We start from the raw sequence: 17,963 nt of genomic DNA, 5'->3' as shown, positions 1-17,963 counted from the left end.
GATCGTGGATGGCGCCTTCACTGCCGCCGAAGGCGACTATCATCCTGCGCCTTCCAAAGTCACCTGTCAAGGTGGTGACGAACTCGGCGGTCATCCATGCTCCGAGCATCCGCACCATCACATCTCAGCCGTGCACATGTGTTTGACCGATTCTGCACTCTCCGACACATGGTTGAACATGCAAGGATCTGCTACCGGTCACATTCGACCGGGTACACCATGCCGCTACCCCCAGCGGCATCGGCACACGTACACACGACACGAAGAGGTGGATTGCATGTTCACCCCCAGGAGGAAACTCCGCAGCGCGGCCACCGTCGCGGCCATGGCCGCGGCCCTGATCGGCCTCGGCACCACGGCGGCGAACGCCGCCGACTGGCCCCCCTTGCATGAGGGCGCCTACCTCTACTCGGGCACCAACGGCACGGGAACGGTGACCACGGTCGACCTCGACGACCTCGGCACCTGCCACACGCTGTCAACCCCCGTCCTCTCGTTCCAGGTCGTCACCGGCCCCACGTCCGTGCTGCTGTACCCCGGAGCCGGCTGCACCGGTGCCGGCCCATGGGCCACCGGCTCGCTGGCCCAGTCCAACCTTCCGGAGCCGGCACTGAGCTACCGAGTGACCCCCGCATGACGACACCGTGAGTGTCCTGCCGCGTCCCGGCCGAGGCACTACCACTCGGCCGGAACGCGGCAGACCCACCCTCCTCCCGTAGGCCGCGCGGGAAGCGCGGGCGGAGCCACTCGGACACGCCGGTGCACTCACACCCGGCCAGGCGGCGCCACCCTCCGGATATATGTGCACACCCCAGCCGCCACCTCCGGCCGGACCGCCCGCCGGGAAGGCCCCGCGGGCCGCAGCGGCATGCCCCGTCATCGTCACCTGCTTGACAGGTGACGGGCCGTCATGCCACCTTCGTCACCTGTCAGGGCGGTGACGATATCGACGAGGTCGGGCCGCCCCATTGCCGAATTTCCTGAGAGGGGTTCTGTCGTGGTGAGCTTCAAGGGTGGGCGCCGGCGGCGACTGGTGACGGGTACGGTCTCGGCGCTCACGGCGGGTCTCGCGCTCTGCGCGTTCACCCTCACCGGCACCGCGGACGGCGCGACCGCGGCCGGAGCCGACGGCGTCGGCAGCCGCGCCAAGCCGACCATCGTCCTGGAGCACGGCGCCTTCGCCGACGGCTCCAGCTGGAACGGCGTCATCGCCGAACTGCGCGCCGACGGCTACCCCGTGGTTGCCGCCGCCAACCCGCTGCGCGGCCCGGCCTCCGACGCCACCGCCCTGCGCACCGTCCTCGACCACATCAAGGGGCCCATCGTCCTCGCCGGCCACTCCTACGGCGGCAACGTCATCAGCGAGGCCGCCACCGACGACCCGGAGGTCAAGGCCCTCGTCTACGTGGCCGCCTACCTGCCGGCCCCCGGGGAGACCGCTCTGGAGCTCACCGCCAAGTACCCGGGCTCCACCCTGGCCGACGCCCTGGACCCCGTCACCTACCGGCAGCCCGACGGCACCACCGCCACCGACCTGTACATCCAGCAGGACAAGTTCCGCCACCAGTTCGCCGCCGACGTCCCCGCCGGCCAGGCCGCGCTCATGGCCGCCGAGCAGCGCCCCATCGCGAAGTCCGCCCTGGAGGAGAAGGCCACCACCGCCGCCTGGATGACCAAGCCCAGCTGGGACATCGTCACCACCCGCGACCTCAACATCCCCGCCGAGGTGCAGCGCTTCATGGCCGACCGCGCACACGCCCACACCACCGAGGTCGCCGCCTCCCACTCCGTCGCGGTCTCCCACCCCCGCCTCGTCGCGGACGTCATCGAGCGAGCCGCCCGCACCACCGTCCGCTGACCCACTCCACAACCGGTGGCGTTTCGGCAGTCGAGTCATCCGTGTGCGGCGATGCCGCGATGGCGGAAGCGGGCCGGGCCGGCTTCCGCCACAGGGAAGGAACCACCCGTCTTGAGCGACCACCGGCCCGGTGCACGGGCAAGCCGGACGACACCGCACGGTCGTCCTGAGCTGACCTTGGACATCGAGCGCGTGCTGGACGTCTCCGCCCGGCAGGCGATCAGGGCGGAGTTCCGGTTCGATCCGGAACTCCCCCTGGTCGTGTGCGTGGAGCTCCTCGCCGAAGGCGGCCCGCACGTCCTGTGGCGGATCGGGCGGGACCTCCTCCGGCAGGGGCTGCGCGAGACGAGCGGCCTCGGTGACGTCCGGCTCCGGCCGTCGAACCGGGCGGACCGGGCGACCGTGTGGCTCCGGCTGGTCTCCAAAGACATGGCGGCCCTGTTCGAACTGCCCGTACCGCCACTGGCGGAGTGGCTGGCGCACACCTACGAACTCGTCCCCGCGGGTCACGAGTTCACCGGAGTCGACTGGGACGTCACCACCGCGGACCTACTCGATATCCGCTAGCCCACCTGCCCACGGCCGCCCCCGAGGTGCCGCGCGCGACCGGCGCCCAGGGTGTCTCCTGGCGGCTCTCGTAGCGGGTGGGTGCGCCGCGGGGCGCCACGGAATCGAGTGAGGCGAGAGGGCTGCGCCGCCGGGCTGTCGCGGCAACCCGCCTGAAACTTAGAGCAGTTCGTCTCAGGGAGTGCCGAGGCAGGTGGTAAACAGCCCTGACAGCGTCGGGGCGGACTGGCACTGCCGCACGGTTCGGGCCCGGCTGGCTGGACGGGAAGGTCTACGCGAGGAAGCACCGTTCGGCGAGATCACGGCGCATGCTGTGAACTCCCGTTGTTTTCAGGAGAGTTGCCGTCAGCTACGGTAGGCCGCACACTGCAGTGCGCATGCCGGGGGACGTGCCGCAGCGCCATCCCCTCGGCACGCCCGACCGGGAGGGGAACCCACCATGCGTACTCTCAAACGCCTCGCAAGTGCCGCCGCAGCTGTCAGCCTGACCGCCGGCCTCGGCCTCTTCGCCGTCGGCACCGCCCACGCCGCCACCCCCGACAGCTGCGGCATCATCAACATCGGCAACCCCGGGAAGGTCTCCGCGTACGGCGAGTACGCGGGCGAGGTCGAGCAGCAGTACAACACCTGCAACGGTTACGCCTGGGCGCACTTCCAGTGGTCCGGCCAGTTCCAGGCCGACCACTCCGGCGCGGTCATCACCGTCGGCATCTATGCCCAGAACGGCGGTATCAACTGGGGCCCGGACAACTCGACGGCGGTCAAGGACGTCGACTCACCCGCCGACTACATTCACGACTTCACCCCCGACACCTTCCAGGCGTTGGCGATCATCGAGCACTGCGCCGAGGGCGCGGGCTCGTGGCACGCCTACGCCAACGGCGCGAACTGGGGCGACTACCCGGGCTCCTGCTGACCTCGGACGGCGAACCCGCCCACCTCGCCGTCCCGCGTCCCACGGCCCGGAACCGGCCGATCCGGTGGAGCGAGTCCACCGAATCGGCCGGTTCCGGCATCATCCGCGACGTGCTGTCCCCTCGGGTGCGCTACCGCGTCGCCTGACGGCACATCCGGCCCCGCGCGGCGGATCTGCCGGGGCATGAGGCGTGGGAACGCGAGGTCCCGGCCCGCGCCATGGGGCACGGGTGGGGACGGCATCGCAGGGGTGCGGCGCTCAGACGGTCCCGGGTGCGCGACTGACGGGCCTTCCAGCCCAGCAGACCGGCCTGGACGATGAAGAACACCCCGCCGCCCGTGGCGTAGACGGACAGCACGTCGAGCGACGGATCGTCGCCCGCGGCCTGGATGTTGTAGAAGACGCCGACAATGAATGACAGGCCACCCGCGATCAGCATCGGCCACTGCCTGCCCAGCTCGGGGCCGCGCCGCCGGAGTCCGACGGCCACCTGGGCCGCCCCGGAGACGACGGCCCAGGCGCCGAACACATGGAGCACCGGTGCGACGCCACCGGCCCCGGCGATGCCGACCGCGACGGCCGCGAGGGTGCTCAGCACTCCGTTGAACGCCGTGACCCGGCGCTCGGGTCCGTCGCCGAGGGCCCGGTGGTCGATCAGCGAGGAGACCGCGTCGATCAACGGGTAGGCGACCAGCAGTATGACGGCCACTGCGTCGACGTTCTCGTGGGCTCCTGCGAACGCCAGGGCCCACGCCAGGGCCAGCACGCCTCGGCCCAGGTACAGCCTCAGCAGGGAGGAGCGTTCGTCCGCTGTCGCCTTCGACGGCGTCGCTGTCCGCATGCTCATGGGGATCGGCCTCTCTCGGGTGGTCGGGTGGTCGCCGGATCAGTGCCGGGGCGGAAGCACGCAGCGGAAGCTGGAGGCGACGGCGGGATCGCCGTGGCCCCGGTAGCGGGACACCTGGGGGTAGCGGCACAGGTCACGGGTGACGCTCTGGCCGGAGGAGCTGACCAGTGTGGCGGGCAGCGTCCCGGGGGCCTTGCCCTGCTCGACCCAGGCCGTCAGCGCACCGAGGTCGTCGGTGGTGCCGTCGCCCCGGTTGAGGCCGCAGTGGACCGTGCCCGGGGCGAGGAAGAGACGGTAGAAGTCGTCGACCCGCTCGGAGCCGCCCATCTTCCGTTCGACCCGCCGGCGGTAGTCGACGGTGCCCTGGGTGGGGATGTACTGGTCGGTCTGGCCGTGCCAGGTGAGAAGCTTGCCGCCGAGGTCACGGAAGGCGGACAGGTCGGGGTCGTCCGTGCCGATGATCCCGCCGTACTCGGCCTCGGACTGCTCGAACAGCCGGGTGAACTGGCTGTAGGTGATCGTCGAGACGTCGAACGACGGCTGCTTCTCCAGCCAGGTCGCGACCCAGCGCTGGGGCACGGGGAACGGCATGCCTTTGACGACGCCGTTCCCGTCGGGCGCGGTGGTGCCGGCCAGCGCCGACAGGTCGGCTCCGACCGGAACGCCGGGCCACAGCTTCCTGCCCGAAGCGGTGCGCGGGCCGTCCCAGATCTTGCGCACCACGGCCGCGTCGGCGGCGGTGACGGTCAGCTCCCTGCCATCGCACACCACCTTGGTGCCGATCAGCCGTCGCGGGTCGAAGTCGCACCGCCCAGCGTCGTTGACCAGGCCGTCCCTGACACCGTCGAGCGGGTCGCAGGCCTTGACGGCCGCGCCGGTGAAGGCCTTGAACTCGCAGGGCGACGGGTAGGTCTTCTCGTTGTTCATGACCACCTGCGGCCACAGGGTGGCGAGTTGGTACCTGTCCCAGTTGACGGCGGGCGCGTTGGCCAGGATCCCGTCGAAGTCGGCGGGGTAGCGCTGGGCCTCCATGTAGCCCTGGCGTCCGCCGGTGGAGCAGCCGTTGAAGTAGGAGTAGGAGGCACGCTCGCCGTAGACCGCGGCGACGACCTGCTTGCCGACGATCGCCGCCTCGTGCTGGGAGCGGGAGGCGAAGTTGGTGAGCAGCGCGGTGTTGACCTCTCCCTTGCCGTTCAACGCCCAGGCGGTGTCGAGGGCGTCACCGATCCCGGCGTCGGTGGTGGTCGCGGCGTATCCGTTCCTGACTGCGGTGGCCAGGCCGACGCCGTTGTCCCCGGCCGCGTAGCCACTGCCGCCGATCGCCTGGAAGCGGCCGTTCCAGCCGTTGACGGGAAGCCAGGTCCGAACCTTGGCACGGTCGTTGTCGCCGGAGTGGGTGAGGGTGACGGTCACCTCGCAGTAGGCGGGGACACCGGTGACCGTGCCGCCCAGGATCCCGGTTCCGTCGATGGTGCCGCCCTCCTGGCGGACCGCCGTCACGGAATCCACCTCGGTACCGGCGGGGGCCTTCACGGACGCCGTCGAGCAGGTGAACGCCGCGGGGACGGAGCTGCTCCGGGCGTCCGCCGACGCCATCGGCAGGTTCACCGCCAGAGCCAGCGGCACGCCGGCCGCGAGGACGGTCAGAAGTCGCCTCATGGGTTTCCCTTCCAAGAGAGTAGGTGTGCGCCCGGCCGCGCCGGGACATGTGCACGAGACATGAATAGATGACCGTTCCAGAATTCATCACCGGCTGAACCGGTGACGAAGAGGTGGTATTCAGGTGTCCGACCGGTCAGGGTGCGCCTCCTCGCGCAGCCACCGGGAGTGCTGCCGCTCCGCCCAGGCGCGACTGACGTGCCCGGTGCGCATCCCGAGCCTCGCCTCGGAGTCCTCGAACGCCTTGCGCACGTGCCCGAGGAGAACGAAGGCGATCGCCCAGGCCAGGAGGTCGTGGACGAAGAGCGCGCTGGTGCGGGAGATGAACGGCAGCAGTCCCCTGAACCACATCAGCAGACCGGTGGACGCCATCACCAGCACGGCGCCGGCGATCCAGCCCGCGAAGAGCTTCTGACCCGCGTTGAACTTGCCGGCCGGGCGCTCCTCGGGCGACGTCCAGCGCCTGCGAACGGCCCGCAGCCACCGCCGGTCGTACGGCGCGAAGCGGTTGAGCCCGCGCAGGTCCGCGCGGAACTCGGCGGAGAGCAGTCCGAGCAGGCAGGGCAGCGGCAGGGAGATGCCCGACCACTTGTGGACCATGGCCACCAGGTGGCGCCGCCCGACGAGTTGGGCCAACGGCCCCAGGTACAGGCAGGCGGCGGAGACCAGGCACACGAGCATCAGCCAGCCGGTGGCCCGGTGGACCAGGCGCTCGGCGGTACCGAAGCGGCGGACCCGGCCGGAGGGGTCAGGCCGCTCCGTCGTGCCGGTCGGCGTCGTCGAGCCAACCGTCGATCGCATAACCGCGCTCCTCCCAGTAGCCGGGAACGACCTTGTCGGTGACCGAGATTCCGGACAGCCACTTGGCCGACTTGTAGAAGTACATGGGCGCCACGTAGAGGCGGACCGGTCCGCCGTGCTCGTGGGTGATGGGCTTGTCCTGCATGTTCAGCGCCACCAGGACGTCCGAGCGGCGGGCCTGCTCCAGGGTGAGGCTCTCGGTGTAGGCGCCGTCGAAGCAGGTGAAACGGACCGCCGCGCCCGGGGAGCGGACTCCGGCGGCGTCCAGGAGGTCCGCCAGCTTCACCCCCTCGAAGGGTGTCGCGTCCACACGCCATCCGTCCGTGCACAGCACGTCGTGGACGATCCGGGTCTGCGGCATCGCGCGCAGTTCGCCGAGCGTGTAGGTCTTCGGCCGCTCCACCAGTCCGTCGACCCGCAGTTCGTAGCCGGTCTCGTCCTTGTGCGGCACCGAGCCGACGACGCTGTAGTACCGGAAGCCGCCCGGGTCGGGCAGCAGGCCGGTCAGACCCGTCGCGTCGTGCTCGGAAGCTGCGGCCAGGAACTTCTCCCAGCCGCGCTGGAGGTACGGTGCGGCGGCGAGACCCGCGGCGCCCGCACCGAGCATGCCGAGCACCACTCGGCGTCCCACCGGCGCGCCCTCGGCCCTCCGTTTCGGCTTTCCCGCCATGGTCAGTGCGCTCCTTCTCGGTCGCGGCGGTCCCGGCGGGGGCGGCCGCACTCAGGCCGGCCCCGGTCACGGGCAGATACACACGTGTGAACACCGTCGAGCCGCTCGCTCCAGCATCGTCACCGGTTCAACCGGTGACGATGCTGGCATGGCTGCCATGGGCTGTCAACGCGACGACGGAGGAGCTCCACGGAAGGCCTGTCGATGCGCACGCATGCGTGTACCCCCGGACGGTTACGAACCCGGCCGGGCAGCTGGACAGCCGGGCGGGCAACGACACCTGATACGGTGTTGGTTGACCTGAACCGAGTGATCGAGGAGTCGCAGACGTGGTGGGTGAAGACGACATCTCCGGGTGAGATCCGGATCTGACGGCCACCGGCCGGTGCTCAGGAGCGCCGCCGAAGTGGTCCGCTTCGTCGTACCCCTTTCCCATGTCTGCCCAGGGCAGAAGTCCAAGTCCTGCCCTCAGTCTCTTCCGAGGTCGCTTCCATGTCCGACGCCGCCATCGTCTGCTCGAACCTCTCCTTCGCCTGGCCCGACGACACCCCGGTCTTCGACGACCTGTCCTTCACCGTGCCCACCGGCCGTACCGGCCTGGTCGCCCCCAACGGCTCCGGCAAGAGCACCCTGCTCAGGCTGATCGCCGGTGAACTCAAGCCCACCACCGGCTCGGTGTCGGTCGGCGGCACCCTGGGCTACCTCCGGCAGAGCCTCCCGCTGACCGACAACCTCACCGTCGCCGAGGTGCTCGACATCGCCGAGATCGTCCGGGCCATCGACGCCGTGGAGGCCGGGGACGTCGACGAACGGCACTTCACCGTCATCGGCGACGACTGGGACATCGAGGAGCGCACCCGCGCCCAGCTCGACCGCCTCGGCCTGGCCGGCCTCTCCCTGGACCGCAGCCTGAGCACGCTCAGCGGAGGCCAGGTCGTCTCCCTCGGCCTCGCCGCCCAACTGCTCAAGCGCCCCGACGTGTTGCTGCTCGACGAGCCGACCAACAACCTCGACGCCGAGGCCCGGCACAAGCTCTACGACGTGCTGGAGGACTTCAACGGCTGCCTGCTGCTGGTCAGCCACGACCGCGCGCTGCTCGACCGCATGCAGAGCATCGCCGAACTCGGTGGCGGCGAACTGCGGCTCTACGGCGGCGACTTCACCGCCTACGAGGAAGCCGTGCGCGCCGAGCAGGAGGTCGCCGAGAAGAACGTCCGCAACGCCGAACAGGAGCTGAAGCGGGAGAAGCGGGAGATGCAGCAGGCCCGCGAACGCGCCGATCGCCGCGCGAGCAACGCCGCCCGCAACCTCAAGAACGCCGGCCTGCCACGCATCTTCGCCGGCAACATGAAGCGCGGCGCACAGGAGTCCGCGGGCCGGGCCGGCCAGATGCACGCGGCTCGGGTCGGCGAGGCCAAGGCCCGCCTCGACGAGGCCGGCCGCGCCCTGCGCGAGGAACAGCGCCTGGTGCTGGACCTGCCCGACACCCAGGTGCCCGCAGGCCGCAACCTCTTCCTCGGCGAGGGGATGCGGGTCCGCCACGCCGACCGCTCCGTGTTCACCGACGGCGGCGTCGACCTGAACATCCGCGGCCCCGAGCGCATCGCGCTGACCGGGCCCAACGGCGCGGGGAAGACCAGCCTGCTGCGCCTGATCACCGGTGACCTCACCCCGGACGGCGGCGAGATCAAGCGCGGCGACGGCCGGATCGCCTACCTCTCGCAGCGCCTGGACCTGCTGGACCCGGACCGCACCGTGGCGGAGAACTTCGCCGCGTTCGCGCCCGAGCGGACCGAGACGGAGCGGATGAACCTGCTCGCCCGCTTCCTCTTCCGCGGTGCCCGCGCCCACCTGCCCGTCGGGGTGCTCTCCGGCGGCGAACGTCTGCGCGCCACCCTGGCCTGCGTGCTGTGCGCCGAACCGGCCCCCCACCTGCTGCTGCTCGACGAGCCGACCAACAACCTCGACCTGGTCAGCGTGGGCCAGCTCGAAAGCGCGCTCAACTCCTACCAGGGCGCCTTCCTGGTGGTCAGCCACGACGAGCGGTTCCTCGCCGAGATCGGGGTCAACCGCTGGCTGCGGCTGGCCGACGGGACGCTGAAGGAGACGGGAGCCCCCGCGGTGTGAGCCTCCGGCGCATGGCGTGGCCCGTCCGAGGCACCGTGCCCGGCGGGCCCACCACCGATCACGTTGGACGGTTCCCTGTGCCCCAGCCCGCTCTGCTCGCCCATGACCTCGTCCGCGACCTGGGAGGCCGTCGCGTCCTCGACGGCGTCTGTCTGACCGTCTCCCCCGGTCACCGCACCGGCCTGATCGGGGAGAACGGCGTCGGCAAGTCCGCCCTGCTCCGGGCCGCGCCCGCTGCGGTTCACCGCCGGAGCACTGGCCGCGGGCGCCGAGGAGGACCCGCGGCCCCTGGTGTCCCTCCGGGACGTACGGGTGCCCGGCCGGCTCGCGCTGGACGCTCTGGCGACCGACCGGCTGCTGGTCACGGGCGGCAACGGAGCGGGCAAGTCGACGCTGCCGGCCGTACTCGCCGGATGTCTCGCCGCCGAGGGCGAGGTGCGCAGGCGGGACCGGTTGACGGTGGGGCTGCTCGCTCAGGACACCGTGTTCGACCGGCCCGACCGCACGGTCCACGACACCTACGAGCTGGCACTGGGCCCGGCGCGGGCCGAGAAGGTGCCGCTGGGCTCGCTCGGCCTGATGCACGAGGCTGACCTGCACAAGCCCCTCGGCCGACTGTCCGTCGGGCAGCGCCGACGGCTCGCGCTGGCCCTTCTGGTGGCCCACCCGCCCCAGTTGCTGCTGCTGGACGAGCCCACCAACCACCTCTCCCCGCGCCTGTGCGACGAACTGGAGGCGGCCCTGGAGACCGGGCCCGGCGCGATCGTCCTCGCGAGCCACGACCGTTGGCTGCGCCGGCGGTGGCAGGGTCGCGGGATCCGGCTGTAGGGCGGTCACGCTCCACCGGGCGGCACCCCAGGAGCGGTGACGGTTCTTGCGCCCACCATAGTCACCTGTCAGGATGGTGATGTGGACCTCAACCATGTCTTCGTATGCGGGAACCCGGCGCTCGACTTCGCCGCCACCTTCCGCGCGCGGCGCTCGATCCGGTTCGAGATGTTCGTGACGCCGGAGCGGCTGAACGCCTGGTACCTGGAGTGCGGACTCGTGGACGCGATCACGCCCGGCGACGAGCATGACGTCCGGGAGGCGCGGACCGTGCGCGAGGCCGTCTACCGGCTCGTCAGCAACCGCCTCTTCGGCGAGGAGTTGGACCGCGAGGCGCTCGCCGTGCTCAACGGCGCCGCACGCAGGACTCCCGTGACGCCTCAGCTCACCGTGGCCGGACGGTACAACGAGGCCACCCCCGCACAGGCCCTCGCGACCGTCGCGCGGCACGCCGTCGAACTCCTCAGCGGCTCGGACGTCTCCCTGATGAAAGAGTGCGGCAACCCGGAGTGCACGCGGATCTACCTCGACCGCTCCCGGGGCATGCGGCGCCAGTGGTGCGGCATGGAATCCTGCGGCAACCGGATCAAGGCCGCCGCCTACCGCGCGCGGAAGAAGACCTCACCCGCGATGAGCGCGCGGTAGCCCCGCGCGCGACGAGCCGTCCGGCGTCGCCACCCGTCTGCACGGAAGCCCCGGCATGGGTACCATGCGCAACACCATCCATGCCTAGGGAGTGAACGGCAGTGACCCGCCAACCAGCTTCCACGCTCCGGTCCCGGTACGTGGAACAAGCCGCGTCGGACCTCGAGAAGAACCACCAGCGACAGCAGGAACTGGCGGAAGAGCTACGGGTGTTGAAGCAGGAGGAAGCCCTCCTGGCGGAGATCCTGAGCCTCGCCGAGCGGTACGAGGGCTTCTCGGACCCGTCACGGCTGCCCGAGCAGATGCAGGGCGAGCCACTCGTCGCGAAGCAGAGGCCCGCCTCCCGAACCGCTTCGCGGCGTCCGGCGCCGACCGGTAGCGCTCCGGCGGCCCGCGCGGCCAAGGGCGGCACGAAGGGGAAGGCGCAGCAGCCCCTGCTCGGCGACCTCCTGGCGGATCTGCTGGGCCACCACGACGAGCCGTGCCTGGCAAAGGACTTGCGGGAGGAACTCCTGGAGAAGTACCCCAGGCGCAACCCGACGCCCCAGGTGGTACGGAACACCCTGGAAGCCCTCGTCGCCAAGGGCCGCATCGAGCGGCACAAGCAGCAGCGCTCCGTCCTGTACACCCTGGTGAGGCCGGGCGCGGTCGCGTCGGGCGAGGCCGGCTGACCCAGCTGATGCGTCCCGCTGGTGCGGGCGTGCGCTGCCCTCGTTCCCCGGCCGGCGGTGCGGGTGTGACCGAGGGGTGCGGGTCCCGCGCCGGAAGAACGGGCACGGGACCCACCACCGGGTGGATCAGACGGCAGCGCCGGCCTTGATGGTGACCGGGATGGCAGCTTTCACACGTCACCGGTCAAAGTAGTGATGTGCGACCCACAGCGGGAAAGGTGGCCCCGGGTTCCGTACGTCCGTGTGGCCGGGGCAGCGGCTGCTCACGGGCATCGGACCCGGTGGAGCCCCAGCGGCGCCGGGCCGGCGGGCATGCGGGGAATCGCGCCGGGTCGTCCGCCCCGGCGCTGTACATCTCGCGAATGACGGCCGCGGAAAGCTACCTCCGGGGAAGGACGATCCGGCGGCAACCGCGCTTCTAGCTTGTCTGCATGACCTCTGACGACAGTTCCGGACACGTGGCGCGCGGGAGCACGATGGAGCGGGCCGCATGAGCGCCGTCTGGCGGGCCTCACGGGCAGCCGTGAAGCGCCGAAGGCTGCAGACGACCATCATCGGCATCGTCGTCCTGCTCTCCACCACGACGATCACGGTCGCACTCGCGCTGATGGCGGCTGCCGCGGCCCCCTTCGACGACGCGTTCTCCCAGCAGCACGGCGCGCACGTCGTGGCCACCTTCGACAGCTCCAGGGTGTCGGAGGCGCAACTGGCGAAGACGGCCCACAGTCGGGGAGTGAAGGCCGCAGCCGGCCCGTTCGCCGAGACCGTCGTCAATGTGCCCGACGGGACTCCGGGTTTCGCGGCGGGCCCGTTGACGGTGGTGGGCCGGGCCGGCCCGGACAGCCCGGTGGACCATCTGAACCTGTGGGCCGGCCACTGGCCCACCGGCCCCGGCGAGACCGTCCTGAACAGCAACCCTTCCGGCTACGGTGCGTCGTTCCCTCCGGACCATGCGATCCCACTGCCTGACGGCTCGAAACTCAGGGTCGTCGGCTTCGCCTCCAGCGTGAGCCAGTCGGCGGCTGCGTGGGTGACGCCCGGCCAGCTCACGGCCCTGCATCCGAAGACCAGCGAGATGCTCTACCGCTTCTCCGCCTCCGCGACGGACGAGGACATCCGCGCCGGCCTGGCCACGGTCACCGCGGGCCTGCCCCAGGACTCGCTGACCGGATCGCAGTCCTACCTCGCCCTGAAGAAGACCATCGCCGCCCGGACCGACGCCTACGTCCCGTTCCTGATGACGTTCGGCGTCCTCGGACTGGTGGTCGCCGTCCTGATCGTCGCCAACGTGGTCAGTGGCGCGGTGGTCTCGGGACTCAGGCACATCGGGGTCCTGAAGGCTCTGGGCTTCACGCCGAACCAGGTGGCTGCGGTCTACGTCCTGATGATCTCCGTTCCCGCGATTCTCGGCTGCCTGACCGGCACCGCTCTCGGCAACCTCCTGGCCCAGCCCCTGTTGCTCAGCGCGTTCCAGGGGCTCGGGGTGCAGAGCGTGAGCGTCGCCTACCGGGTGGACGCCCTCGCACTGCTGGGCATGCCCACGGTGGTCGCGCTCGCCGCACTCGGCCCCGCCCTTCGTGCCCACCGGCTCTCCGCGGCCGAGGCGATCAGCGCGGGCAGCGCCCCACGGGCCGGACGCGGGCTGGGCGTCCAACGCCGGCTCGGTGCCTCCCGGTTGCCGCGTTCGGTCAGCCTGGGGCTGGGCCTGCCCTTCGCCCGCCCGGCGCGCACCGCACTGACCATGGCGGCCATCATCCTCGGCGTCACCACCGTGACCCTCGCGAGCGGCCTGACCAACACGATGACCGCCTATGGAAACGCGGAGGAACACAACGGCACCTACCAGGTCGATGTGGCCGTCGGCGGCCGTCGCCCCGATCAGCCCGCACCGACGCTGAGCGACGCCCGGACGGAAGCCCTCATGCGCTCCCTGGGTGCGGTCCGCGTCACGGCCGACGCGTGGCAGAACGTCAAGTTCGCCGGTTCCACCCGGAGTCTCAACGGCCTGTTCCTGCGCGGGGACTCCGCGAGCCTGAACTACACGATGGTCAAGGGACACTGGCTGGACGGGCCGGGTGAGATCCTCGTCTCGGGAGGCTTCCTGAGGCAGCGCGGTCTGGCGGTCGGCGACCGGCTCACCGTGGATCTGGGAGCCAGGCAGGTCCCGGTGACCATCGTCGGCCAGCTGATGGCCTTCGACCCCGACGGTGTGCTCTCCGACTGGGACACCCTGACGCAGCTCGCACCGGGCCCGCGGCCCCGCGACTACATGGTCCAGCTCGCCCCGGGCGCCGACGCCGAAGCCTTCGTGGCCGCCTTCAGGAAGGCGGCCGGCCCCGGCCTCTATCCCGTGAAGCACACGGACGAACTGAACCAGGGCACCCTGACCGTCGTCAGCTTCGCGTCACTCTTCACCCTGATGCTGGCCGCGGTCGCCGCACTCGGTGTCTTCAACACCGTGGTGCTCACCACCCGCGAGCGCCGCCGGAACCTGGGCATGCTCAAGTCCATCGGTATGACACCCCGGCAGGTCACGGTGATGATGGTGACCTCGATGGCGGGCCTGGGCGCGGTCGGCAGCGTGATCGGCCTCCCGCTCGGGGTCCTCGCACACCGCCTGCTGGTGCCGGTGATGGTCCGCGCGGCGCAGATCGACCTCCCGGCATCGATGCTGGACGTCTGGCACACACCGCTGCTCGTCCTGCTGGCCTTCGCGGGCCTGGTGATCGCCGTACTCGGTGCGCTCATCCCGGCGCGCTCCGCGGCCCGGCTCACCATCGCGCAGGTGTTGCACAACGAGTGACACCCGCGCTTCCCGCCGGGCGCGACCTCGCATCCGCGTCATGCGCGGGGACGGCACCGCACAACCCCGGTGAGGACGACCGGCCCTCGATCCCGCCGACGTGCGCCGGGATGAACTTCGAGGCGCTCTGTGCTGCGATTTACAGACACGTACCTCCGGCGGCGCGACGACCGCTGACACCGGCGACCGAGCCCGTGACCCGCGCACCCCACCGGGCGGGCCCACCGCGTCGGCCGGCGGTTCGGGCCCCTGCACGGCATCGGTGCGGCTGTGCACGTCGTTGCAGGCGCTGCGGAGGTTTCGACGGCAGGAAGGGGGTCGGCATCGGCGAAGGCGCGCCACGGAAGCAAGGAAGGCTACGGAAGCAAGGAGGAGGGAAGCGATGGACGACTTGTGCTATCTGCCGGCAAGGGTGCTCGCACATCGCCTGCAGCGGCGGGAACTGAGCGCCGTCGAGGTCCTCGACTCCTACCTGAGCCGGATCGAAAGGCTCAATCCGACGCTCAACGCAGTCGTCTCGGCCGACTTCGACCGGGCCCGCCAGGCCGCGGCGGACGCCGACCGCCTCCTGGAGCGAGGGGAACACCCGGGGCCACTGCACGGAGTTCCCATGACCCTCAAGGATGGTCACGATGTGGCGGGGCTGCGCACCACGCTCGGCACCGAACTCTTCGACCGCGTTCCCGAGCGTGACGGTACGGTCGCCGCCCGACTGCGGGCCGCGGGCGCCGTCATCCTTGGCCACAGCAACGTGCCGCCCCTGCTCACGGAGTACCGGACCGACAATGCGATCTTCGGGCGCACCAACAACCCCTGGGATGTGAACCGCACACCCGGTGGTTCCGGCGGCGGGGGCGCATCGGCGCTCGCGGCGGGGCTGACGCCGATCGAGGTCGGCTCGGATTTCGGGGGCTCGCTGCGGTTGCCGCCGCACTTCTGCGGCGTCTACGGGTTGATGGCCACCGAGCGCCGGATTCCGCTGACCGGATTCCGGCGTCCACTGGCAGGCACGCCGCGGTCGCTCCGGATCCTGATGTCACTCGGCCCGATGGCACGCGACCTGGACGACCTCGAACTCGTCCTGCGCTTGATCGCGGGGCCCGACGGGCAGGACCCTGAAGTCCCGCCCGTGCCGCTCCACCTGCGCCGACGGCGGGCGCTGCCCGGGCTGCGGCTGGCGGCGGTGACGGCGTTGCCGGGGGCGAACGTCGCGGCCGCTCTGCGGGCCGAGGTCGAGCGGATCGCCGCCCGCGTCTCCGATGCCGGGGCACACGTGGAAGACCGGCTGCCGGACACGGACGGGGACGATCAGGAACTCTCCGACGACCTGATGGCGGCCGTCACCGGGGTTTTCGACCCCGGCGCCCGCCTCGCCGACGAGCACCGCACCCTGGCCTGGTATCTGGCCGCACTGGACCGGCGGGACCGTTTCATCAGCGCGTGGGAGGACTACTTCGGTGCGTTCGACGCGCTGATCCTTCCTCCCGCGACGACGACCGCGTTCCCCCATGACAGTACGGCGGACGCCGGACAGGAACGCCAGTCGGTGTTCGCCAACCTCGCCGGGCTGCCCGTGCTGACGGTACCCGCCGGTCATGACGAGGCCGGCCTGCCGATCGGTGTTCAGATCGTCGGCCCCCGCTGGTCGGACATACGGTTGCTGGACATCGCCGCCGAGATGGAGGAGGCGGGCGTTCTGCCCGCGTTCACGAGGCCTCCCGGCTACTGACGTCGCGGCGACAGGTACGCCGGCGGCGGGCGGTGCCAGGGCCCCGGACGGACGGCGGTCCGGTGCGGTCAGATCGCGTGTACGGGCTGGTAGTCGGGCCGCCACATGGCCGCGCGGACCTGGGTCTCGATCTCGTCGCCGACGGAGGCGCGGGCCACCCCGTCGTGGGCGGCGCTGCGGGCGACCGCCGCGGCCACGGCTGCGGAGGTCTCCCTCAGCTGCTGGGTGGGTGGCAGCAGCGGCGCGCCGGGGGTGGTCGGGTCGACCTGTGCGGCGACCGCGTGGGCCGCTGCGGCGAGCATGCCGTCGGTGATGCGAGTGGCTCGGGCCACGATGGCGCCCAGGCCGAGGCCGGGGAAGATCAGTGCGTTGTTGGCCTGGCCGATCCGGTGGGTGGTGCCCTCGTGGGTCACCGGTGCGAAGGGACTGCCGGTGGCTACCAGGGCCCGGCCGTCGGTCCAGGCGAGCAGATCGGCGGGCGTCGCCTCGGAGAGCGGTGTGGGGTTGGACATGGGCAGGATGATCGGGTGGCGGGCGGATGCGGCCATCTCGCGGACGACCGGTTCGGTGAAGGCGCCGCCCTGGCCGGAGGTGCCGATGAGAACCGTCGGTTCGACCCGGTGCACCACCTCCGCCATGGCGATGCCGCCGATCTTCGGGTCACGCGCCCAGTCGGCCACCTCGTCCGCGGGGCGTGCGTAGGGGGCCTGGAAGTCCCGCAGGCCGGTCATGTCGTCGGTGAGCAGGCCGTACCGGTCGATGCACCAGATCCGGCGGGTGGCCTCGCCCGGGGTCAGGCCGTCGGCGATGAGCGCGTCGCGCAGTTGGTCGGCGATGCCGACACCCGCCGTGCCCGCGCCGAAGATCACCACCCGGTGCTCCCGCAGCGCCATGCCGCTCGCCCGCACGCCGGACAGCACCGTCGCCAGGTTCACCGCACCGGTGCCCTGGACGTCGTCGTTGAAGGTGAGGACCTGATCGCGGTAGCGCGCCAGGATGCGCCGCGCGTTGTCCGGCCCGAAGTCCTCCCAGTGCAGCAGGGCGCCGGGGAAGAGCCGGATCACGGTGTCCACGTAGGTCTGGACGAAGGCGTCGTAGGTCTCCCGGTCGGCCCTGGGGTGACGGTTGCCGAGGTAGGACGGATTGTCCAGCAGTTCCTTGCGGTTGGTGCCCACGTCGAGCGTCACGGGCAGGGTGCGGGCCGGATCGATGCCGCCCGCGGCGGTGTACACGGCGAGCTTGCCCACCGAGATGTTGATGCCGCCGACCCCCCAGTCGCCGATGCCCAGGATCGCCTCGCCGTCGGTGGTGACGATCAGGTCGACCTCGTCCGGCCCCAGTCCGGTGGCCCGCAGCGAACGCTCGATGTCCTCCGGCGCGTCGACCGACAGGTAGACCCCTCGGGGCCGCCGGTACTGGGAGCTGTAGCGCTCGATCGCGGTGCCGACGGTCGGGGTGTAGACGATCGGCAGCATTTCGTCCAGGTGCTCGCCGACCAGCCGGTAGAACAGCACCTCATTGCGGTCGTGTACGGCGGTCAGGTTGACGTGTTTGGCCAAGTCGTCAGGCTGCGCCAGGTATTGCGCGTAGGCGCGGGAGGCCTGTTGCTCAAGTGTGAGCACCTGCGGCGGGAGGAGGCCGACGAGGTCGAGTGCCCGCCGTTCGTCCTTGGTGAAGGCGGTGCCCTTGTTCAGCCGGGGATCGGCCAGCACGGCCCGGCCCCTGGCCTCCGTGTCCCATCGCCGATAACGGGCGTTCCATCTGGTCGGCATCGAATTCATGACTTTCTCCTGTGAATTGACGACCAGTCAGCCGATCGCGCTCGGCGTCGCCGAACCACTC

13 protein-coding genes and 3 pseudogenes are annotated in these 17,963 nt (G+C 70.9%); 11 read left to right on the top strand and 5 right to left on the bottom strand.

Features of this window, described 5'->3' with window-relative positions:
* Positions 1-277: 277 nt before the first annotated feature.
* The 4 genes from ACSMTC_RS34015 (at position 278) to ACSMTC_RS34000 (ending at position 3,341) form a co-directional block, all read left to right on the top strand.
* A complete protein-coding gene (locus ACSMTC_RS34015; protein ID WP_436563587.1) occupies positions 278-637 on the top strand; it encodes a hypothetical protein in 360 nt (119 codons plus the stop codon).
* Between the two features lie 360 nt (positions 638-997).
* Entirely contained in the window at positions 998-1,858 is an 861-nt protein-coding gene (locus ACSMTC_RS34010) for an alpha/beta fold hydrolase (RefSeq protein ID WP_436563586.1), read from the top strand.
* Between the two features lie 177 nt (positions 1,859-2,035).
* Positions 2,036-2,425 (top strand): SsgA family sporulation/cell division regulator, encoded by a 390-nt coding sequence (locus ACSMTC_RS34005; protein ID WP_436563585.1) that lies wholly within the window; start codon positions 2,036-2,038, stop codon positions 2,423-2,425.
* Between the two features lie 439 nt (positions 2,426-2,864).
* Positions 2,865-3,341, top strand: coding sequence for a hypothetical protein (locus tag ACSMTC_RS34000; protein ID WP_436563584.1), 477 nt, complete (start codon positions 2,865-2,867; stop codon positions 3,339-3,341).
* A 268-nt stretch (positions 3,342-3,609) separates the two neighbouring features.
* Here the strand turns inward: ACSMTC_RS34000 and ACSMTC_RS33995 are convergent.
* The 4 genes and pseudogenes from ACSMTC_RS33995 to ACSMTC_RS33980 form a co-directional block, all read right to left on the bottom strand.
* Positions 3,610-4,188 (bottom strand): annotated as a pseudogene (locus ACSMTC_RS33995) (DUF308 domain-containing protein); the annotation flags it as partial.
* 39 nt (positions 4,189-4,227) lie between these two features.
* Complete coding sequence (locus tag ACSMTC_RS33990; protein WP_436563583.1) at positions 4,228-5,847, bottom strand: tannase/feruloyl esterase family alpha/beta hydrolase; 1,620 nt, start codon at positions 5,845-5,847, stop codon at positions 4,228-4,230.
* Positions 5,848-5,967: 120 nt separating this feature from the next.
* Positions 5,968-6,648, bottom strand: coding sequence for a cytochrome b/b6 domain-containing protein (locus ACSMTC_RS33985; RefSeq protein ID WP_436563582.1), 681 nt, complete (start codon positions 6,646-6,648; stop codon positions 5,968-5,970).
* Positions 6,596-7,318: a molybdopterin-dependent oxidoreductase gene (locus tag ACSMTC_RS33980; RefSeq protein WP_436563581.1), complete on the bottom strand. Its 723-nt coding sequence runs from the start codon at positions 7,316-7,318 to the stop codon at positions 6,596-6,598. The genes ACSMTC_RS33985 and ACSMTC_RS33980 overlap by 53 nt, the downstream gene beginning before the upstream one ends.
* A gap of 492 nt (positions 7,319-7,810) precedes the next feature.
* Between ACSMTC_RS33980 and abc-f the strand changes: the two genes are divergently transcribed.
* From abc-f to ACSMTC_RS33945, 7 genes and pseudogenes are all read left to right on the top strand, one after another.
* Entirely contained in the window at positions 7,811-9,445 is a 1,635-nt protein-coding gene (gene abc-f / locus ACSMTC_RS33975) for a ribosomal protection-like ABC-F family protein (RefSeq protein WP_436563580.1), read from the top strand.
* An 11-nt stretch (positions 9,446-9,456) separates the two neighbouring features.
* Positions 9,457-9,630: pseudogene (locus ACSMTC_RS33970) on the top strand (hypothetical protein); the annotation flags it as partial.
* Positions 9,631-9,670: 40 nt separating this feature from the next.
* A pseudogene (locus ACSMTC_RS33965) lies at positions 9,671-10,273 on the top strand (ATP-binding cassette domain-containing protein); the annotation flags it as partial.
* Positions 10,274-10,354: 81 nt separating this feature from the next.
* A complete protein-coding gene (locus ACSMTC_RS33960; RefSeq protein ID WP_436563579.1) occupies positions 10,355-10,918 on the top strand; it encodes a CGNR zinc finger domain-containing protein in 564 nt (187 codons plus the stop codon).
* 140 nt (positions 10,919-11,058) lie between these two features.
* Complete coding sequence (locus tag ACSMTC_RS33955) at positions 11,059-11,589, top strand: hypothetical protein (RefSeq protein WP_436563578.1); 531 nt, start codon at positions 11,059-11,061, stop codon at positions 11,587-11,589.
* Between the two features lie 490 nt (positions 11,590-12,079).
* Positions 12,080-14,392 carry an ABC transporter permease gene (locus tag ACSMTC_RS33950; RefSeq protein ID WP_436563577.1) on the top strand — a complete coding sequence of 771 codons (2,313 nt, stop codon included), beginning with the start codon at positions 12,080-12,082 and terminating at the stop codon, positions 14,390-14,392.
* A 382-nt stretch (positions 14,393-14,774) separates the two neighbouring features.
* Positions 14,775-16,121 (top strand): amidase, encoded by a 1,347-nt coding sequence (locus ACSMTC_RS33945; RefSeq protein WP_436563576.1) that lies wholly within the window; start codon positions 14,775-14,777, stop codon positions 16,119-16,121.
* Between the two features lie 68 nt (positions 16,122-16,189).
* On the opposite strand, the gene ACSMTC_RS33940 is transcribed toward ACSMTC_RS33945, so the two are convergent.
* On the bottom strand, positions 16,190-17,893 hold the full coding sequence (locus ACSMTC_RS33940; RefSeq protein ID WP_436564890.1) for an NAD-dependent malic enzyme: 1,704 nt from the start codon (positions 17,891-17,893) through the stop codon (positions 16,190-16,192).
* Positions 17,894-17,963: the final 70 nt, after the last annotated feature.

It is taken from the genome of Kitasatospora sp. HPM-01-4, from assembly GCF_051374625.1.
Lineage (GTDB): Bacteria > Actinomycetota > Actinomycetes > Streptomycetales > Streptomycetaceae > Kitasatospora.
This window is presented reverse-complemented; position numbering and strand designations above follow the sequence as displayed.

Excerpts from the sequence above, each read along its gene's own strand:
- ACSMTC_RS34000 (WP_436563584.1), top strand. The coding sequence starts at position 2,865 with ATGCGTACTCTCAAACGCCTCGCAAGTGCCGCCGCAGCTGTCAGCCTG.
- abc-f (WP_436563580.1), top strand. The coding sequence starts at position 7,811 with ATGTCCGACGCCGCCATCGTCTGCTCGAACCTCTCCTTCGCCTGGCCC.
- ACSMTC_RS33990 (WP_436563583.1), bottom strand. The coding sequence starts at position 5,847 with ATGAGGCGACTTCTGACCGTCCTCGCGGCCGGCGTGCCGCTGGCTCTG.
- ACSMTC_RS33940 (WP_436564890.1), bottom strand. The coding sequence starts at position 17,893 with ATGCCGACCAGATGGAACGCCCGTTATCGGCGATGGGACACGGAGGCC.
- ACSMTC_RS34015 (WP_436563587.1), top strand. The coding sequence starts at position 278 with ATGTTCACCCCCAGGAGGAAACTCCGCAGCGCGGCCACCGTCGCGGCC.
- ACSMTC_RS33980 (WP_436563581.1), bottom strand. The coding sequence starts at position 7,318 with ATGGCGGGAAAGCCGAAACGGAGGGCCGAGGGCGCGCCGGTGGGACGC.
- ACSMTC_RS33985 (WP_436563582.1), bottom strand. The coding sequence starts at position 6,648 with ATGCGATCGACGGTTGGCTCGACGACGCCGACCGGCACGACGGAGCGG.
- ACSMTC_RS33950 (WP_436563577.1), top strand. The coding sequence starts at position 12,080 with ATGAGCGCCGTCTGGCGGGCCTCACGGGCAGCCGTGAAGCGCCGAAGG.
- ACSMTC_RS33945 (WP_436563576.1), top strand. The coding sequence starts at position 14,775 with ATGGACGACTTGTGCTATCTGCCGGCAAGGGTGCTCGCACATCGCCTG.